Raw genomic sequence first — 17,679 nt, 5'->3', positions numbered from 1 at the left:
TCGCAAAAATCAATTGGTGCTGATCGGCCGCAACATCGACCACAACAAACTGCGGAAGCAACTCAAGGCCTGTGTGGCACCGGATGCAGGAAAAGGTTTCAGCTGATTCAGCAGAACCCAGGAATGGTGCTTATTGTGCGTGCCATGGGAGAAACCTCAATGGTCGAACCACTGCTGCTTGGAACGGTTTTTGTTCTTGCAAGCCTGCTGCTGTGGCTTCTGGCTGATTCCGATGATGACAACGGTGGTGGCGGCTTACGCCAGCCGGTGCTTGTGCCCATCCCGGTGCGTCATCACCAACGCTGAAACCATCAATTCTTTTTGCCCAATCCTCCGCTGCGGCGGGGAATTTTTTATGCCAGCGCCTGGCCAAGCGGAAGCAGCGTGACTCTGGCCCCATCCCTGAAGCTGAGGCGACAACGGGTGTGGGGAGGATGCTCCTGTTCGATCGGACAGTGGGCCCGCACCAGCACATCCGCGACACGGATTCGGTACTCCCATGCATCCCCCAGAAATTCACGGCCCAGGACGCTGGCCTCTCCTTCGGCATCGGCGACGACAGTGATGTCGTGCGGATCAACGAGCACACAACAGTCACCGGAGGCTTCGCGGTCCGCCTGGACCCATGGGGCCGATGCATCCAGATCTCCCAGGAGACAAGACAACTGGCCTTGGCCATGGGCCTGCACTGGAATCAAATTGCGTTGAAGCACAAAGGATCCAACAAAAGGCGTCGCCGGTGACCTCACGATCTCGGGGGGCGATGCACATTGATGCAGCACGCCGTCCCGCATGACGGCAACGCGATCGCAGATCGCCAGAGCTTCTCCGGGGTCATGGGTGACGATCATGCCGCTCGCACCGCAGGCGTCCAGTACGGAGGAGAGCTCACTGCGCAGGCGGAGCCTCACCTCCACATCCAGGCTTGAAAAAGGCTCATCAAGCAGAACCACCCTGGGCGCTGGGGCCAGAGCGCGTGCCAACGCCAGCCGCTGCCGCTGGCCACCGGAGAGCTGGTGCGGGTAGCGCTGCTCGAGCCCCTTCAGCCCCAGCAATGCAAACAACCAGGCCACGCGCTCACGGTTGGGATTCCGCCGGGGCAAACCGAAACTGGCGTTCTGCCAAGCGTTCAGGTGAGGGAAGAGGGCGTAATCCTGGAACACCATGCCAACACCCCGACGTTCCGGTTCCATCCAGATCCCATCTCCAGCCACCATGCGCTGATCCAGCTGCACCGTGCCGCGCCGGGGGCGTTCGAAGCCGGCAATCAAGCGGAGCAGGGTGGTCTTGCCACAGCCGGAGGGGCCCAGCAGGCCCAGCAGCTCCCCTGGCGCCACCTGAAGATCCACCCCCTTCAGGGTCCAGCCGTCAGAGGCATCGCCGTAGCTGTGCCAGACCCCGTTTAAAGCAACCGTTGGCTCCATCGGGAGCAGCTGTTCCACAGATCAGATGAAGCTTGGGAACCGACCGAGCTTATGAGTGTGACAAATGATCGAAGCCGGTGTGCGGTTTGCACGCCCTGAATCAGATCCCCATCGTTCATCGCCAGACTCGTTCCATGGCAATGTCGCAACACCACGTCGCGACAACGGTGTCCGGCCCATCGCTGAAGTGAAGTTGCTGCCCAACCGGAGTGTTGTTCCAAGCCCAACCCGGCTGGCCCTGATCCTGATCGCCTCCATCACTGGCCTGGTTGCGATCTTGCCGGTGTTGACCCTGGTGAGGGAGGCCCTGACGTCTTTGCACAGCGGCTTCAGCGATCTTGGCCCCGATGGCATGCGCCAGATCGTTGGCACCATCCAGCTGCTTCTCGGAACAGCAACGCTGGGCACCTTGCTTGGCACTGCGAACGGTTGGCTGCTGTGCAACTGCCGTTTTCCTGGTCGGCAATGGCTGCGCATCGCCCAGCTGATTCCCCTGGCCACGCCGGCCTATCTCCTCTCGGCGATCCTCGTTGATTTGGGCAGTCGCCACAGCTGGACCATTCACGGCATGGGGTGGGGCATCGCTGTGATGGCCCTGACGACCTACCCCTATGTGTTCCTGCTAAGCACGGAAAGTTTCTCCGTCAGCGGTCAGCGTCAGCTGGAGGCATGCCGGAGCCTGGGGGTCGGTCCCTGGTCAGCCTTCCGGCGTGTGGCCTTGCCCATTGCACTGCCCGCGATCGGAGCCGGCGTCGCTCTCATGGGCATGGAAGTGGTCAATGAGCTGGGTGCCGTGCAGCTGCTCGGCATCCCGAGTCTCTCCGAGGGCATCCTGGAAACCTGGCAGTCCAACGGCGATCCCGCAGGCGCCATCAGCTTGGCCTTGATCACGCTGGTGATCGTGTTGACGTTGGTGGTGTGTGAACGCAGCCTGCGCAGGCGCAGTCGGCGCTGGAGCGATGGCGTGGCCGGCGGGGATGCAACCGCTTGGCACCTGCATGGATTCCGCGCTGGGGTGGCGCAACTGCTCGGCGTGATCCCTCCGATCGTGAGCCTGGGAACCCCACTGCTGTGGGCCGCCAGCAACTTTGATCAGCTCCAAACCAGCTGGAACGACGATCTGATCAGCCTGAGCGGCCGCAGTCTTTTGCTTGCTCTGGTCGCTGCTGTTTTGGCGGTAACGGCAGCACTGGTGCTGGCAATCGCCAAACGCTGGTCCAGCGCCCCATGGCTGAAAAGCCTCACCTTCCTGGCCGGAACGGGCTACGCCATCCCCGGCACCGTACTGGCTCTTGCCCTTTTGCTCACGGGCGCCCCCTGGCAGGTCGCCCCCTTACTCCTGCTGCTGTGGGGCTACAGCGATCGATTTCTGGCGGTGGCGAAAGGAGGCCTGGACGCAGCCCTGGAACGGATCAGCCCGAGCCTCGATGAGGCGGCGACGGGGATGGGATCACCGTGGCAGCGCGTGCTCCAACGGGTGCATCTCCCCCTCTTGCGCGGACCGATCACCGTCGGACTGCTGCTGGTGTTCGTGGACACGGTGAAAGAGCTTCCCCTCACCTTCGCGCTGCGGCCTTTTGACTTCGACACGCTCTCGGTACGCGTGTTCCAGTACGCCGGCGATGAACGGCTGGCCGAAGCGATGTTGCCGGCTCTGATGATCCTCGTTCTGGGGCTGGTAGCCGCGATGGCCTTGGTGCCAACCCTGGATCACGCCTCCAGACGAGAGGGCTCGTCACCCCCGCAGCAAACGCTCTGATGCGTTGCGCTGGAGCAAGCCTGCACGGGTGTTGAGACGGAGCGGGAGTGTGGACCAGGAGATCGGCCGTCCCGTGGACACGGCGTAGGTGGTCTCCCGGAGGGTGCCCCTGCCCCCATCGATCTCCAACAAGGTGAAGCTCTGCTGTGCTGGCGCTTCACCACGCAACAGCCGCCGGGGGCCGCTGCCCAAGGCGCCGAGCTGGATCAGATCGAGCTGGCCACGACGGCTGGAGAACCAGGTGTGGTGATGACCACTGATGTAGGCCTGCACACCGGCGGCATCCATCAAGGCCTGAAGTGCACCTCCCCGCTCCAACACCTCACCGGGGCGATCCTTGCCCAGACCAACCCCAGCCAGGGGGAGATGACCCACCACAAACCGAGCACGAGCTTTTTGTGCCTCGGTGCTGGCCAACTGCTGTTGTGCCCAGATCAGCTGATCCTCAGGAACACGGGCTGAGCTGGCATCCCAGACCAGCCAGAAGATCCCGTCCTGCAGCACCGAGTAGCGAAACGGGAACTGCGAGGCATCCACAAACGCCAATCCCATCCGTTCACGGATCGGGGTCCAGAACCGACCCACAGCAGCACGATCCACGGGGAAACCCGGTGAACCGTCATGGTTCCCGATCGCTGGCAGCAGTGGAATGTCCGCCGCCTGAAGCCGCTGCAGAACCGACGTCTCAAAGCCCCGCCACATGGCATCCAGCTGCTGACCAGTGAGGCCTCGCATCTGACCCGCGACCATGTCGCCAGCACACACCACCAGATCCGGCTGCAGGCCAATGAGCTGATCCAGCCCTTGATCCACGGCAGGGATGTAGCGGGTGGAGCCATAGCTGCTGTTGAGATCGCTGATCAGCCCAACCCGTTGAACAGCTCCCCTTGCGGCACTTAAGGGCAGGGCCGCTGCCGTAAGACCGGTGCCAAGCACCAACTGCAGCATCCGGCGACGACTCAGCAACACAACAGCAAGTGGTCAGGGGTGGCGTTTCAAACGTTGGCCCAGCATCCGATCGGCAACCAGGGCCCCGCTGGCAACAACATCAGCCAGGGTGGAGAGGAGTCGGTAGCTGAGAACCACCGCGAGCAACTGCGCCTCTGGTACGGCAGCACCCAAACGCAGCAGCAGGGTGGCCTCAAACACCCCGAGCCCCCCGGGGGCACCAGGCACCACCAACCCAACGGCGTAGGCCAGACCAAAGGCTGCAAGCCAGGTGAACGGTGCCGGACTTTGAATGCCGAAGGCCTGCACGCTGCACCAGAACCCGGTAAAGCGGCAGAACACAAACAGCAGTTGAAGGCTGAGGGGCCGCCAGGGATAGCCGCCGCGGCCGCTTCCCTCACTTTCCAGGGGCCCACCTCCAACCGACTGCAATTGCGCTGCCTTGGAACGCTCCAGTCGACGCAGAAGGGGCTCGCGCCAGCGGGACATCATCAACAGCGTGGGCCACGGAGCCAGCAGGGCAAGGCCCTGCTGCCATCCGCCAGCAACCACAACAAGAACGGACGCCGCCACGATCAGGAGTGGATCAAGGATCACCCCAGCCAGGGCAGGGCCGCCGCCAATCGCCGGACGCAGCACGCGGACCCGCTCCACCAGATGCCAGATCCCTCCCGGCAGGTACTTGAGCAGGTTGCTCCGCACAAACAGCGGCACCACCGCAACCCCCTGGGGAGGATGTCTCAACCAGATCAGAAGGTCGCGCCAGGCCAAACCATTGATCAGGATGCTGAGCCAGGTGAGGCCCAGCCCCAGCACGAGCCACCACCAACCGTTGGCCACCAAGCTCAGCTGGCGAAGTTGGCCCGCCTGCTGGGCCAAAGCCACAGCGATGAAGATCAGGCTGGCCAGCGTGATCCAGAGCTTGGGTTGCCGGAGAACCTTGCCCATTAGGCCCAATCGTCCGTGCTGACGAACGGCGCTACTGCAACAGCAGCCCGCAGCTCATCAAAGGAACACCCAGTGCTGGCCTGAAGAGCCTCAAGGGCATCTGCCTCGGCTTTGACGGTGCAACGGCCATCGGGGCGACGCACCTGTTTGGCAGCGACGGGACCCCAGGGGGTTTCGAGCACACCCTGCCGCCTCGGCAACACCCAGCGTCCCTGGCGCCGCTCCCGCAGGCCGATGCTGCTGCCAGCACTGAGCCAGAGGCTGCGGAGCTGGTCGGCATCCTCATCCCGCACCAGCGACGTGAGCAACTGACCACTGCGGCCCTTTTTCATCAGCAACGGCTGCACCGCCACATCAATCGCTCCCGCATCACGCAAGCGATTCATCAACACCGCGATCTCCTCTGGAGTGGCGTCATCGATCCAGGCTTCCTGCACCACCAACGACTCCCAACGGGGACCTTCCTCCGCAGTAACGGCTGGGGTGTGCAGCACAAGGCGCACCAGGTTGGGGCGATCCAGTTGGCGGTGGCCGAGGCCAACACCAACCTTGTCAGCCACCAAACGTTCAGGAGCGACAAACTGTTCCGCCAGAACCGACACCAGGGCGAGGCCCGTGGGCGTCACCAACTCTCCTGTGGGCAGATCTCCGCCCTGAAGCAGAGGAATGCGGTGACGTCGTGCCAGTTCAAGCACGGCGGGCACGGGCACGGGCAACAGGCCATGGGCGGTTGCCACCGTTCCGCTCCCTGCAGGCAACGGAGAACAGACGATCCTGGCTGGATTGAGGTCGTCAATCGCCGCACAGACACCCACCACATCCACGAGGGCATCGATGGCTCCAACCTCATGGAAGTGAACGGCCTCCACCGGAGTTCCATGCACGGTGGCTTCGGCTTCCGCCAGACGGGTGAACACGGCGAGCACCCGTTGCTTCAGCGATGGCGCTAGAGCAGCTTCATTGATCTGATCACGGATCCCCGACCAATGGCGGTGGGGCGGCTGATCCTCAAGACCCTCCACATCAACGCGGATGCCTCGGAGACCAGCACTGCGCGCCTCCTGCTGGGTGAGGCGATAGCGCCCCGTCAAACCGAGGGCCGCCAGAGGCGACTCCACCACGGCCTGGTCCACACCCAGATCCAACAGTGCGGCCAGGAGCATGTCCCCTGCCAACCCTGTTGGTGCATCAATCCAAAGCGCGCTCATCGCCCTAGACGCGGAGCCGCCTCCAACAGAACAACGGCCTGCTGATCAAGCACCTCCCGCTGCTGACGCAACTGCTGCTCAATCTCCCTCCGGGCGCGGCGCTGCTCCCGCTGGGCGGTGGCCACGTCATGGCCCGACAGTCCCCAAAGCCGTCCCAGCAAAGCGCGGTCATCGGCCCCACCACGGGCCTTGCCGAAAACCACGGTCTCAGCAGCGATGCCGGCCTGAAGCACCCGGCTCCAACGGCGTAGATCCTCAAGCGGCATGCGGACGCTGTCCGGCACGGCGAACTCCGTGGCGCCGCTGCTGCGCAGTCCTGCACGCACACAGGCCAGGGTTCCTACCAGCACCTGCTGAACCGGAAGTTGCTCCGTTTCCGCGATCAGAACATGGCCCGCCTCATGCACCGCAATCCGACGCAGACGCTCCTGCCCACCGGGCAAAGCTTCGGCAAGGATGTGTCCGCCCATGCCTTCCCAGGTGGCGGCATCAACGCTGAGGGTGACCAGGGCACCCCCAACCGCCACAACGATCCAGGCAGCAGACAGACCCAGGGCAGGACCAAAAGCGCCGAGGGCAGTGATGCCGGCAACGGCAATGCCGGCCCGAAGTGCCCCCGTGGAGCCCTGCCCCCCCTCGGCCATCAGCTGCGAGCGCGGGAGGTGGCACGGCCACGACCTCCCTTGGATTTGCCGCCACGCGTCGGCATGGGAGCAATCACGTCGTGATTTTCGAGGTGCAGTTCCTGGCCCTGGCGGCGCAGGTCAAGGCTGACGAAGTGACGCAGGTTTTCGAGGGGGAGCTCTCCCTTGATCTGGAGCTTGAAGGGAAGTGGACGGTGGCCGTCGGCACGAGCCTGCTGCCGCACCTTCACCACCATTTCGCCGGTTTCCGGCTTGGTGAAGATCAACTCGCCTCGAACGGAAAAGAAGTCGTCCCCTTCCGGCAGGGTGTCGGATGCATCGGCTTGGTCTGGAGCCAGGGTGCTGGGTTCCCAGACCCCAGCGATCTGCAGATGCAGATGATCACTTTCACGGCTTCTGGGATACACGACCCAAAGGTGGGGTTGATCCAGGGACAGATGCCGCCGCATCAGGGTGAGCACACGACCGAGCACGACAGTTTCCAGGGGGACCCCCTGGGCATCGGTCAAGGTGCCACGGGTGAGTTGCTCGGGGTCGGTTGGGGCGTAAGTGCCGCGCACAAGACCGATGGCCCGGTACTGCAACGGCTCTGTGACCGGGGGAATCGGATGGGCGCGCATTGATGCTGAACCGGGCGGAGTCAAAAGCCCTTGTAAAGACTGTAGCCAGCCCACTGCAATCTCCTCAGACTGAAGTGGATGATTCGAGATCGGATGCCCAGCCCGCGCCGGATTCTGTTGCTGCTGGCGTCCATGGTGGGGGCTGCACTGGTCGGTTGGGTCGCCGCGGCCTCCATGGCCCCGGAAACGCGAGCGCGCAGCACTCGCCAGGCTGAAGATCTGCAGGTTGAGCTGCTGATGCAACAGCTCCAGAACCAGGAGGAAGTCAGTGAAGCCAAACGAGGCCTGCTGTTGGAACGCTTGGTGACACTGGAGCGCCTGCAAGAGGCCGAAGTGGTGCAGCAACCGTGGCTGTCTGGCCGCTCGACGCCGCGCGAACTCACCCTGTTCAAAGCCGATCTGCAACGTCGCAATGGCCAGCCCGAGGCCGCCCGACGCAGCCTCCAACATCTGCTGCGGCTGCATCCGAATGATCTGCAGGTTCTGCAGCTGCTGGTGCTCCTGGACCAAGAGCAGGGACGTCAGCGTCAGGTGACAGCAGAGCTCACGGCCCGGTTCAAGGGCCTGGAACCTGGCCAGCGTTTGGAGATCGGTTTGCTTTTGGCTGATCTGCTGCGACAAAGCGGATCCGACCAGACCGCGATGGGGTTGTACGGCCAACTGGCCACAGAGAACAAGACAGATGCAAGGCCCCTGCTGGCCTTGGCCCTATTGCGGCAAGAGCAAGGCAATTCAGAGGCGGTTCAAACCCTGCTCAAGCAGGCCCGAGAACGGCAGGATGCCAATGGGAGGCTCCATCCCTTGATCGATGTTGTGGCAGCACAGCTGGGATTGAGCGCAGCCCGCAGCACAGGATCAGAACCCTCCAGCGCTACGGCGTCGCTGGAGGGTTCTGATAGGCCTTAAGGGCCGCATCAATGGCGTCGGATGGTGGCGTGGCGTCGTCCATGGCCGTCGCCCGTCGGATCTGGTTCAACATATCCATGGGGTTGGCGGCATCAAGAATTGAGCCGCTGCCATTGGTGTCGCCGTAGATCTCGCGTTCCTCGCGGTTCTGAAAGGGAGCTTCAACCTGGGCCCCTGCACCCATCGGAATCGTTGTCACCACCAGGGAAGACAACACAACCTGAGCGACAGCCGCAAGACGGCGAGACATCAGCGGAATCCGTAGTTGGCTGATGCTAAGGGTCTTTGACGCCACTGAATCAGCCGTGCAGATCGCCACCTGGAACGTGAACTCGGTCCGCACACGATTGGATCAGGTGCTCAGCTGGCTGGAGAGCGAGCAACCGGATCTGCTCTGTCTCCAGGAGACCAAGGTGGATGACCCCCTGTTCCCGCTGGAAGCCTTCAAATCTGCTGGTTGGCACGTGCACATCCATGGCCAGAAGGCCTACAACGGCGTCGCCCTGATCAGCCGCGAGCCCTTGGAGGATGTGCGTTGCGGCTTTGTCGGGGAGCTCCCGGATGATGCGGAAGCGAACGAGCTCGGTGCGCAGAAGCGCGTGATCAGCGCATTGCTGAATGGCGTTCGCGTGCTCAACCTTTATGTCCCGAATGGATCAAGCCTGAAGTCGGAGAAATACCCCTACAAATTGGCCTGGCTCGGCTGCCTGAATCGTTATCTCGATGCTCAGGAGCAACGCGGCGAGCCGCTCTGCATGGTCGGCGACTTCAACATCGGCCTCGAAGCACGCGATCTTCCTGACCCCGACCGCCAGACCGGCGGAATCATGGCGAGCGATGCCGAACGCCAGGCCCTTCGTGACGCCCTCGGTGAACGGCTTCAGGACGTGTTCCGCGTGTTCGAACCGGATTCCGGTCACTGGAGCTGGTGGGATTACCGGAGCGGTGCCTGGGATCGGGACCGCGGTTGGCGCATCGACCACATCTATCTATGTGACGAGCTGCTGGGACTCGCCCGCAGCTGCGTCATCCACAAAGGCATGCGCGGCAACCAACAACCCAGCGACCACGCCCCTGTCAGCGTTGACCTGGACTGGCCTCCAACCGACGACGACGGGGATGAAGCGTTCTTCTGAACCTGTTCAGTAGACCTCGACGCCGGCGGGGAGCGTCACCATCCGTTTGGCCGATTCACCGCAGGTGCGCGGCGTGGGCAGCACCTTGCCGGGATTCGCACGGTTGTCTGGATCAAAGGCAGACCGCAACAGCCCCATCGTTTCCAGGTCGTCCGAGCTGAACATCCAGTCGAGATAGCAGCGCTTGTCGGCGCCGACGCCGTGCTCTCCACTGATGCTGCCACCGGCATCAAGACACACCCGCAGGATGGCGGCACCGAGCTCCTTCACACTCCGCTCCACATTGGGCTGGTCCAGTGAATACAGGATCAGTGGATGAAGGTTGCCATCGCCGGCATGGAAAACATTGGCCACCGGTAGGCCGTGCTCCTGGCTGAGCCGTTCAATCGCCGCAAGCACCGACGGAAGGCTGCTGCGGGGAACGACACCGTCTTGCACGTAATAGGTCGGCGTGATTTTTCCCACCGCTGAAAACGCAGATTTGCGGCCTTTCCAGAGCACCGCGCATTCCGTGGGGTCTTGGGCCCGACGCAGCCCACGGGCTCCTGCCGCGCGACAAAGCACCTCGGCCCGCTCAGAAGAGGCCTGAACCTCAGCCTCCTGCCCATCAAGCTCAATCAGCAGAACGGCCGCTGCATCACGGGGGTACTCGTCGTAGCCGAAGAAATCATTGACGGCGTTGATGGTGACGTTGTCCATGATTTCCATCCCCGCCGGCAGAAGGCCGCTCGCGGTGACCGATCGCACCGCTTCCCCTGCCGCTTCCATCGTGGCGAAATCCGCCAACAGCACGTTCACGCACTCCGGAGCCCGGAGCAGGCGAAGGGTGATGGCCGTCGCGATGCCCAGCGTTCCTTCGCTGCCGATGAACGCACCACGTAGGTCCAGTTCGGAGGATTCGGCCAGCCCGTTGCCCAACTGCGTGATGGTTCCGTCGGGCAGGACCACCTCAAGCCCCAAAACGTGATTGCTGGTCACGCCGTATTTGAGGCAGTGCACCCCGCCCGAATTTTCCGCCACATTGCCGCCGATGCTGCAAACCACCTGGCTGGAGGGATCCGGGGCGTAATAGAACCCGTCTCCTGCAACAGCGCGCGTTACCCAGCTGTTGATGACCCCGGGCTGCACCGTGACGCGCTGATTGGCCAGATCAAGGTCGAGCACCCGACGCATGCGACTGGTCACCACCAGAAGCGCATGCTGATCCACCAACGCTCCCCCCGAGAGGCCGGTGCCGCTTCCGCGAGCCACAAACGGCACACCGTGTTGATGGCAGCACTGCAACACCGCAGCGACCTGTTCGGTGGTCTCCGGCAGCACCGCCAGAGGCGGACAGTGGCGCTCAAGCGTCAGTCCGTCACAGTCGTAACTAAGCAGTTCCTGACGCTTCGCCACGATGGCCCGAGGGGGCAGACATCGCCGCAGATCCCTCTCCAGCACTGACCAGTCGTGGGCCACATCGATCTCGATCTGATCAAAGACTACGCATCAAAATGCGTTGGAAGTGGGCAATTAAGAAACACAGCAAACGGAACCGGTCGTTCCTGAGTCAGGATGTTGCACGGTTTGCATCAGCCCTTTGGCGTCGGTTCCAGTGACAGCTCCCGCGTTGAACACCAGCCACTCCCAGGCCATCTTCGGCGCAGCACAGGCCCTGATGCCCGGAGGTGTCAGCTCCCCTGTGCGGGCGTTCAAGTCGGTTGGCGGTCAGCCGATCGTGTTCGATCGGGTGAAGGGTCCCTATGCCTGGGACGTGGATGGCAATAAGTACATCGACTACATCGGCAGCTGGGGACCGGCCATCTGCGGCCACGCCCACCCCGAGGTGATCGCAGCACTGCAGGAAGCGATCGAGAAGGGCACCAGCTTCGGAGCACCTTGTGCCCTGGAGAACACCCTGGCCGAAATGGTGATCGACGCTGTCCCCAGCGTTGAGATGGTGCGCTTCGTCAACAGCGGCACCGAGGCCTGCATGGCTGTGTTGCGCCTGATCCGTGCCTACACCGGCCGCGACAAGGTGATCAAGTTCGAGGGCTGCTACCACGGCCACGCGGACATGTTCCTGGTGAAAGCCGGTTCCGGTGTGGCCACACTCGGCCTGCCCGACTCCCCCGGTGTCCCGCGCAGCACCACGGCCAACACCCTCACGGCGCCTTACAACGACCTCGAAGCCGTTAAAGCCCTGTTCGCCGAAAACCCCGACGCCATCGCGGGCGTGATCCTCGAGCCGATCGTCGGCAACGCCGGCTTCATTCAACCGGAACCCGGCTTCCTCGAAGGTTTGCGGGAACTCACCAAAGAGCACGGCGCTCTGCTGGTGTTTGACGAGGTGATGACCGGCTTCCGGATCAGTTACGGTGGTGCCCAGGCACATTTCGGCGTCACCCCAGATCTCACGACCATGGGCAAGGTGATCGGTGGCGGCCTTCCTGTGGGCGCCTACGGCGGCCGCGCCGACATCATGGGAATGGTGGCCCCTGCTGGGCCTATGTATCAGGCCGGAACCCTCAGTGGAAACCCCCTGGCGATGACCGCCGGCATCAAGACCCTGGAACTGCTCAAGCAGCCCGGCACCTACGAGAAGCTGACGGCCACAACCCAGAAGCTCGTGGCGGGCATCAAGGACGCCGCCCAATCCGCTGGCATGCCGATCACAGCGGCCAGCGTCAGCGCCATGTTCGGCTTCTTCCTCTGCGAAGGCCCCGTGCGCAACTTCGAAGAAGCCAAGAGCACGGATTCGGAACGCTTCGGCAAACTGCATCGCGCCATGCTCGAGCGGGGCATCTACCTCGCACCGTCAGCGTTCGAAGCCGGTTTCACGTCCCTGGCTCACTCCGACGCCGACATCGAAGCGACGATTAACGCCTTCCGCGAAAGCTTCGCGGCTGTGGCCTGATCAGTCCGTGCTGGCCTCAGCACCACCTCCACCTCCACTGGTCTGCACCATTCAGACCGCGGAGTCCCGGTGGTCTGGCCATCCGATTGCAGACATCCGACAGCTCAAGCAGCAGCAGTTTCGGGTTGAGCGGGGTGAGAAACCTGCGATTGAACCTCGGACGGTGATCGACAGCAGACTCACCCCCCTGGTGGAGCGCTTCAGCAGTTCCGGTGTTGAACAGATCGCGGGCTCTCGCATGACATATCACTGGTCCTACGAAGCCCCTTTAGGAGCGCTCACATTCAATTACTCCGGCGCCTCCAGCGGTCCTGCCAAGGAGAGTCGTGTCGCTGTGAGCAGAGATCTGGTCATTGATGATCAAAAGGGATTCGAACTCAGCCAGCAATCCCGACTGACCCAATCAGCTGGGACGAAAACCCTGAGCAGCCTTTTTGAAACGGCCCATGGCTCCTGCCGAGAACAACGCTGAGTTTCTACTGGCGCGAGCGCGCCGGGCCGCCAGCCGTGCCCATTGCCCCTACTCGAACTTCCACGTGGGGGCCGCAGTGCGGTGTGATGACGGCAGTGTGATCGACGGCTGCAATGTGGAAAATGCCAGTTATGGCCTGAGCATCTGCGCAGAGCGGGTCGCCCTTTTCACGGCGATCAGCCAAGGCAAACAACCGATTGAACTGGCCGTGAGCTGCATCGATGCCCAGAGAGATGCAGCCACTGGATCCCGGATGCCATGCGGCGCCTGCCGTCAGGTGATGAAGGAACTGCTGCCAAGCAAGGCCAAGGTGAGCATCGATGGTGTGGGCACAAGGCATCTCGAACAACTCCTTCCTGCTCCCTTTGAGCTGAGGCAATCAAACATCAACTGATCAACACCATCACAGCCCTGAAGCGCTCTTCCAAGAGCGAACAGCATCAACAGACCACGATTCACCCGAACATCAGGATCGCGCCCAACAGGCCAAAGCTTTGTCGGGATTATTGATGTCAGACACATCGCTGTAGACGTACTTCTGCCACTCCCACTCAGGGAGACCAGCAAACACCATCAGGTTGAGCGGATACTGCTCGGAATCGGTGCACCTGCGGAAATCATCCCGAAAAAGGAAGGTGGGTTTACCCAGGGCAATTGCGGCACCAAGTTCCACCATGACCCCCTCATCGGGAGGCGTTCCATTCACGATGGCGAACAGCGCATCGGCATCACGCACATCCTGCAGATCCCGCTGCGCGACGCGATAGGCCCATCCCGGTTCCGCCAGATTCACCTGACCATTGCGAGCAAAGGGCTCCCAGACCTCCAATCCCAGGGCTTCCAATTCCCCGATGAACTCCGGCAACAACAGCCTCTTCCATTGCTCCGAGAAGCCATAAGGGGACGCCAGATAAATCGTGCGCGCGCTGTTGTTCATCACAGGCCCCGGGAGGCGCGGTACGCCTGCTCATCGGCACGGGCCTGCTCAAGGTTTTCCCAAGGAAACACCAGCCATTCCGACGACTCGGCAACCACGGCTGCCGTCCACCAATCAGGACGACCCTTGCTGACCCAAACCGCAAAGGACGCCTGCGGCACCTCAGCTTTCAAGGCCTGCAAGGTGCGTCCGGTTTCATAGACATCATCCACAATCAGCGCTGCTTGCTCGGGTGCTGAGAGGAGAGGGCGATCGATTGCATGGCTGAGCGCTACGGCAAGGCACAGCCCTCCCCGGGGGACCCCATAAACGCCGGTCACCGCAGAATCAGCAAAGCGTGAAGCCAACTGCTGCACCGCCAGATCGAATTGAGCCCAGCTCAGTACCTGCATAGCCGGAGAATGACACATCCACGCTGTGAAGCCCCTTGAGCCGAGACATCCCGCCCCAAGAACAAAACCGCAAATGGTTTCGCAGCCATCTGCTCAACCGCGAACTGGAGTTGCAGGAGCTCTATGACCTGCCGCAGGGAGAGCTGGATCTCGTGATGGCCGAGACCGCTGAAATCCGTTCGGACCCTGAAAACCGATCCCGCAGCCATGGGCGCTGGTGCACCGCCGGCTATGTGCTGGAACTGGCAAAGATCATCGATGCCCGCAGGACCCGGGACCTGAGCACTTAAACATCAGCTCTCAGCAAAAAACGTACCAACCATTGCGACGAGACTGAAAATCATGCCGAAGGATGTCAAAACTCGTTGTTGATCACCGACCAGTCTTTCTTTTAATCAGCGATAGTTCTCAAACTGCAGAGGAACATCAAGATCATCCTCCTTAGTCTTGACGAGCTGAATCGCGGCTTGCAGGTCATCTTTGCTCTTACCGGTGATCCGCACACTTTCACCCTGGATCGCCACCGTCACCTTTTTGAGCTCATCGCGCACCATCTTGCTCAACTTCTTCGCAATCTCCTGACTGAGGCCCTTACGCAGCTTCACCACCTGCTTCACCCGGTTGCCTCCGACGGTTTCAGGTGTTTGAAAATCGAAAATCTTGAGGGAGAGGTTGCGTTTGGTCGCTTTGGTTCGCAGCACATCCTCCACCGCCTGAAGCGTCATATCACTGGCCGTGGTGATCACCAGCTCCGTTTCCTCAAGATCGATCTCGGTGCCGGAATCCTTGAGGTCATAACGGTTGCCAACATCACGACGAACCTGATCAAGAGTGTTCACCAGCTCCTGACGATCAAAGTCAGAGACCACATCGAAGGAATAAGTGCTGGCCATGTCGCAAACCTGTCGATCCTCCAGTTTAGAAACCCATCGATCTCCAGCAGGGTGTGGCCCACCTGAGCCCGTTAGGGTCCCGGGGATTGATTGGATGTCATGACTCCTGCGTTTGCCTGGGCCCTTTGCCTGATGGGAGCCGTCGTGATGGTGAGCATCGTGCTCACCGGTGCCGGACGGGCCAAAGCCGACTTCACCATGGCGGATCTTCAGGCGCCTCGGGCGATGTTTGAACGGCTGCCCGCCTTCGGGCAGCGCGCCGTGTGGGCACAGGAGAACAGCTGGGAAGCACTGACCCTGGGGGCACCGGCCATGCTGTTGTGTCTGATTAGCGGAGTCAGCAGCCCCACGGCCATCGCAGCGGCGTGGATCTGGCCAGCCATCCGATTTGTTTATCTGTTTGCCTATGTCGGCAACGTCCCACCCATGAGGGGACTCTGCTGGGCTACGGGGGTGACTGCCGTTGGCATCTGCTATGTGGAGGGACTGCGGGCCGTGATCAGCGCCGCCGGCTGATCAGTCGAAATACAGAAGGCTCACTACCTTCCCCATGTCCTCAGCAGTTCGTGCACTCGCCAGCAGGGTTTCACTGTCGTGAAATGCGAGACAGATCAACTGATCACAGCGGTTGATGATCTCTTGATTGCACAAACTGCTGGCCATCGGCAAGGGCAGGTCGTCCTGCTCGGGCTTGTCCACAAGGTGCAACACCCGATCCAGAAGATCTCGGATTTCAGGAACCTGCCGATCGAGGCTCTGGGGCAAAAGCACAGTGAGCTTGGAGGGATCCACCTCAAGACACCCGCGAATCACTGCTGCATTCACCCCCTGAGATCCGGATGTGATCAGAGAATGGCCTTCCTGCACCAATGAGCGAGCCACCAATTCGATCAGGTGAACCGCCACAACGGGCACATGGCGGCTACCGAGAATGGCGATCCTTCGTTGGCTTTTGTCCTGCAGCAGAGCGAGTTCCTGCGCAAGCGTGTCAACCCGATCAAGAGCCGGCAGATCCAGTGACTGACCCAAGGAAAACTTGCCGCCTGTTTTCATCGGAAGTTAGCAACCATCAAGCGTGCTGAACCGTCAGATTCAATGCATTGAAGAGCTGATCAAGCTTGCAATGCTCCTCCACAAGACGGAAGGCATAGGTGGCCTTCACGGCTTCATGCAGGCGCACATGGCCGAAGGCCTGCTCAATCACCCCCACCGTGGCCAGGGTGTCGTGCTCCACCTTGAGCAAGGGCACATCCAATTCTTCGGCGCGATTGATCAATTGAGGGAGAGGTTCCCCAGCCCCAGTGAGAATCAAACATTGGGTTGACGCCTCAAGGGCGGCCAGCTGGATGTCGGTGCGATCAGCTCCCGTCACAACAGCCATGTTGCGTCGTTTGCGGAAGAACTCCATGGCGGAATTCACATTCATCGCGCCGATGCTCAGGGTTTCCACCAGCAGTTCCTGCCGTTCCTGGCAACAGATCACCCGGGCATTGAGGCGCCGCACCAACTCGCCGACGGTGACGCTGCGCAGCAAAGGAGAACGGGGCATAACGCCAAACACCTGCAAGCCCAGGCCCTGCAAGGCAGGAACCACCTGTCGCTCCAAGCTGTCGACCTCTTCTGGAGTGACGGCGTTCAGCACCACTCCAACCAGACGGTCACCCAGGGTCTGCTTGGCCGCGAGCAGCGCATCCACACTGCGGCTGTCCTGCCAGAGGTGCACCAGAACGACCTTGGCATCGAGACCTGTGGCTAGCTGCGGAAGGCTGAGGCCGTACAGCAAACCCTCCTGGAGGCTTCCCGCACATTCCAAGAGTGTGAGTCCATCGTCAGACTGAATGCACTGGCGCAGCTCCGCAAAACCTTGGCCAGCGTCCAACTCGCCTTGGCCAAGCCGCTGGGCAGCTGTTGTCGGCGACAGAAGATGCATCGAAGGAATCAAACGCTCAGGCGGCAGATTCAGCGTTTCTCCAACAAATCGAACGTCGTCGTCGATGAGTGGTTGAGGCAACGGCCCCTGATTCGGATCCCAGTCCAGGCTTGTGGCCAGGGGCTTTCCAAACCTGATCTGCTGTCCGGCACGGGCGAGCTGCTGAGCAATCCCAAGAACAAGGGCCGACTTCCCACTGAACGGCTCACACGATCCGATCAACAGTGTCGTTCCCATGGAGGTGATGGCTGACACCACTGAATCTAGGCCTGTTCAGGAGCATCTCCGCGCTCGATCAACAACCACTGCCAGAACCCATTGGGCAAATCGGGCTCCGATGGCTGCAGATGGGAATAATCCATCAACCAGACCACCAGCTGATGGGTGGTGACGGCGAAATCAAAATCTCCCTCGGGATGATCGGGAAAACGAAGCTGACAGTCCAGCCTCTCCATCGGTGCAGCGACCCCATTCCAGCGGAGTTCGTAGGGGTGTCCATCGCTTCCGACCACCGGACGCCGCCCCATCAGTGCGCCCCGCCCCAGGATCTACAGGGCTGCGGATAG

24 protein-coding genes are annotated in these 17,679 nt (G+C 61.6%); 10 read left to right on the top strand and 14 right to left on the bottom strand.

Annotation, left to right across the window (positions count from 1 at the left end; all coding sequences use genetic code 11):
* Both DXY02_RS04965 and DXY02_RS04960 read left to right on the top strand, forming a co-directional pair.
* The coding region (locus DXY02_RS04965) for a GTP-binding protein (protein WP_137024405.1) at positions 1-106 on the top strand (106 nt) is incomplete at its 5' end.
* A 17-nt stretch (positions 107-123) separates the two neighbouring features.
* Positions 124-306, top strand: a complete 183-nt coding sequence (locus DXY02_RS04960; protein WP_114988287.1) for a hypothetical protein — start codon at positions 124-126, stop codon at positions 304-306.
* Between the two features lie 47 nt (positions 307-353).
* Here DXY02_RS04960 and DXY02_RS04955 read toward each other — a convergent pair whose 3' ends face one another.
* The gene (locus tag DXY02_RS04955; RefSeq protein WP_114988308.1) at positions 354-1,424 is read right to left on the bottom strand and encodes an ABC transporter ATP-binding protein; all 1,071 of its coding nucleotides are present in this window, start codon (positions 1,422-1,424) and stop codon (positions 354-356) included.
* Between the two features lie 64 nt (positions 1,425-1,488).
* Here DXY02_RS04955 and DXY02_RS04950 point away from each other — a divergent pair, with 64 nt between their 5' ends.
* The gene (locus DXY02_RS04950) at positions 1,489-3,183 is read left to right on the top strand and encodes an iron ABC transporter permease (protein WP_244276156.1); all 1,695 of its coding nucleotides are present in this window, start codon (positions 1,489-1,491) and stop codon (positions 3,181-3,183) included.
* Here DXY02_RS04950 and DXY02_RS04945 read toward each other — a convergent pair.
* Genes DXY02_RS04945 through DXY02_RS04925 form a run of 5 tightly spaced genes read right to left on the bottom strand, consistent with a single transcriptional unit; the run spans position 3,160 to position 7,551 of the window.
* Positions 3,160-4,152 carry a metallophosphoesterase gene (locus DXY02_RS04945; protein ID WP_371639940.1) on the bottom strand — a complete coding sequence of 331 codons (993 nt, stop codon included), beginning with the start codon at positions 4,150-4,152 and terminating at the stop codon, positions 3,160-3,162. The two genes, DXY02_RS04950 and DXY02_RS04945, sit on opposite strands and share 24 nt — an antisense overlap.
* 12 nt (positions 4,153-4,164) lie before the next feature.
* Positions 4,165-5,079 carry a lysylphosphatidylglycerol synthase domain-containing protein gene (locus DXY02_RS04940; RefSeq protein WP_114988286.1) on the bottom strand — a complete coding sequence of 305 codons (915 nt, stop codon included), beginning with the start codon at positions 5,077-5,079 and terminating at the stop codon, positions 4,165-4,167.
* Positions 5,079-6,287: a nickel pincer cofactor biosynthesis protein LarC gene (gene larC, locus DXY02_RS04935; protein WP_114988285.1), complete on the bottom strand. Its 1,209-nt coding sequence runs from the start codon at positions 6,285-6,287 to the stop codon at positions 5,079-5,081. Before larC ends, DXY02_RS04940 begins: the two co-directional genes overlap by 1 nt.
* On the bottom strand, positions 6,284-6,931 hold the full coding sequence (locus DXY02_RS04930; protein WP_114988284.1) for a hypothetical protein: 648 nt from the start codon (positions 6,929-6,931) through the stop codon (positions 6,284-6,286). The genes larC and DXY02_RS04930 overlap by 4 nt, the downstream gene beginning before the upstream one ends.
* Positions 6,931-7,551, bottom strand: coding sequence for a hypothetical protein (locus DXY02_RS04925; RefSeq protein WP_114988283.1), 621 nt, complete (start codon positions 7,549-7,551; stop codon positions 6,931-6,933). Before DXY02_RS04925 ends, DXY02_RS04930 begins: the two co-directional genes overlap by 1 nt.
* Before the next feature lie 93 nt (positions 7,552-7,644).
* Between DXY02_RS04925 and DXY02_RS04920 the strand changes: the two genes are divergently transcribed.
* The gene (locus DXY02_RS04920) at positions 7,645-8,457 is read left to right on the top strand and encodes a hypothetical protein (RefSeq protein WP_244276154.1); all 813 of its coding nucleotides are present in this window, start codon (positions 7,645-7,647) and stop codon (positions 8,455-8,457) included.
* Here the strand turns inward: DXY02_RS04920 and DXY02_RS04915 are convergent.
* Positions 8,423-8,707 carry a hypothetical protein gene (locus DXY02_RS04915; protein WP_170951478.1) on the bottom strand — a complete coding sequence of 95 codons (285 nt, stop codon included), beginning with the start codon at positions 8,705-8,707 and terminating at the stop codon, positions 8,423-8,425. The genes DXY02_RS04920 and DXY02_RS04915 overlap by 35 nt on opposite strands.
* 22 nt (positions 8,708-8,729) lie before the next feature.
* On the opposite strand from DXY02_RS04915, the gene xth reads away from it, so the two are divergent.
* Complete coding sequence (xth, locus tag DXY02_RS04910) at positions 8,730-9,593, top strand: exodeoxyribonuclease III (protein WP_114988282.1); 864 nt, start codon at positions 8,730-8,732, stop codon at positions 9,591-9,593.
* 6 nt (positions 9,594-9,599) lie between these two features.
* On the opposite strand, the gene DXY02_RS04905 is transcribed toward xth, so the two are convergent.
* Entirely contained in the window at positions 9,600-11,051 is a 1,452-nt protein-coding gene (locus tag DXY02_RS04905) for an FAD-linked oxidase C-terminal domain-containing protein (RefSeq protein ID WP_114988281.1), read from the bottom strand.
* Between the two features lie 136 nt (positions 11,052-11,187).
* Between DXY02_RS04905 and hemL the strand changes: the two genes are divergently transcribed.
* The 3 genes from hemL to DXY02_RS04890 are packed head-to-tail and all read left to right on the top strand — an operon-like array spanning position 11,188 to position 13,355.
* Positions 11,188-12,489 (top strand): glutamate-1-semialdehyde 2,1-aminomutase, encoded by a 1,302-nt coding sequence (hemL, locus tag DXY02_RS04900; RefSeq protein ID WP_071823045.1) that lies wholly within the window; start codon positions 11,188-11,190, stop codon positions 12,487-12,489.
* A gap of 7 nt (positions 12,490-12,496) precedes the next feature.
* The gene (locus DXY02_RS04895) at positions 12,497-12,961 is read left to right on the top strand and encodes a hypothetical protein (RefSeq protein WP_244276153.1); all 465 of its coding nucleotides are present in this window, start codon (positions 12,497-12,499) and stop codon (positions 12,959-12,961) included.
* A complete protein-coding gene (locus DXY02_RS04890; protein ID WP_244276152.1) occupies positions 12,936-13,355 on the top strand; it encodes a cytidine deaminase in 420 nt (139 codons plus the stop codon). Before DXY02_RS04895 ends, DXY02_RS04890 begins: the two co-directional genes overlap by 26 nt.
* A 72-nt stretch (positions 13,356-13,427) precedes the next feature.
* On the opposite strand, the gene DXY02_RS04885 is transcribed toward DXY02_RS04890, so the two are convergent.
* Together DXY02_RS04885 and DXY02_RS04880 are read right to left on the bottom strand one after the other, a co-directional pair.
* Positions 13,428-13,898: a nucleoside 2-deoxyribosyltransferase gene (locus DXY02_RS04885; protein ID WP_114988279.1), complete on the bottom strand. Its 471-nt coding sequence runs from the start codon at positions 13,896-13,898 to the stop codon at positions 13,428-13,430.
* A complete protein-coding gene (locus DXY02_RS04880) occupies positions 13,898-14,290 on the bottom strand; it encodes a phosphoribosyltransferase (RefSeq protein WP_114988278.1) in 393 nt (130 codons plus the stop codon). The genes DXY02_RS04885 and DXY02_RS04880 overlap by 1 nt, the downstream gene beginning before the upstream one ends.
* A 35-nt stretch (positions 14,291-14,325) precedes the next feature.
* Here DXY02_RS04880 and DXY02_RS04875 point away from each other — a divergent pair, with 35 nt between their 5' ends.
* On the top strand, positions 14,326-14,580 hold the full coding sequence (locus DXY02_RS04875) for a hypothetical protein (protein ID WP_114988277.1): 255 nt from the start codon (positions 14,326-14,328) through the stop codon (positions 14,578-14,580).
* A gap of 105 nt (positions 14,581-14,685) precedes the next feature.
* Here DXY02_RS04875 and DXY02_RS04870 read toward each other — a convergent pair whose 3' ends face one another.
* Entirely contained in the window at positions 14,686-15,183 is a 498-nt protein-coding gene (locus DXY02_RS04870; RefSeq protein ID WP_114988276.1) for a YajQ family cyclic di-GMP-binding protein, read from the bottom strand.
* A 99-nt stretch (positions 15,184-15,282) separates the two neighbouring features.
* Between DXY02_RS04870 and DXY02_RS04865 the strand changes: the two genes are divergently transcribed.
* Positions 15,283-15,699, top strand: a complete 417-nt coding sequence (locus tag DXY02_RS04865) for an MAPEG family protein (RefSeq protein WP_170951476.1) — start codon at positions 15,283-15,285, stop codon at positions 15,697-15,699.
* Here the strand turns inward: DXY02_RS04865 and DXY02_RS04860 are convergent, their stop codons facing one another.
* Genes DXY02_RS04860 through ebsA form a run of 3 tightly spaced genes read right to left on the bottom strand, consistent with a single transcriptional unit; the run spans position 15,700 to position 17,640 of the window.
* Complete coding sequence (locus DXY02_RS04860; RefSeq protein ID WP_114988274.1) at positions 15,700-16,236, bottom strand: DNA recombination-mediator protein A; 537 nt, start codon at positions 16,234-16,236, stop codon at positions 15,700-15,702.
* Between the two features lie 16 nt (positions 16,237-16,252).
* Positions 16,253-17,350, bottom strand: a complete 1,098-nt coding sequence (locus DXY02_RS04855; protein WP_114988302.1) for a phosphotransacetylase family protein — start codon at positions 17,348-17,350, stop codon at positions 16,253-16,255.
* Between the two features lie 26 nt (positions 17,351-17,376).
* Positions 17,377-17,640, bottom strand: coding sequence for a type IV pilus biogenesis protein EbsA (gene ebsA / locus DXY02_RS04850; protein ID WP_244276151.1), 264 nt, complete (start codon positions 17,638-17,640; stop codon positions 17,377-17,379).
* Positions 17,641-17,679 lie beyond the last annotated feature (39 nt).

It is taken from the genome of Synechococcus sp. N19, from assembly GCF_900474045.1.
GTDB lineage: Bacteria > Cyanobacteriota > Cyanobacteriia > PCC-6307 > Cyanobiaceae > Parasynechococcus.
Note: the sequence above shows the minus strand (reverse complement) of the source record. Positions and strands in the feature narration are given on the sequence as shown.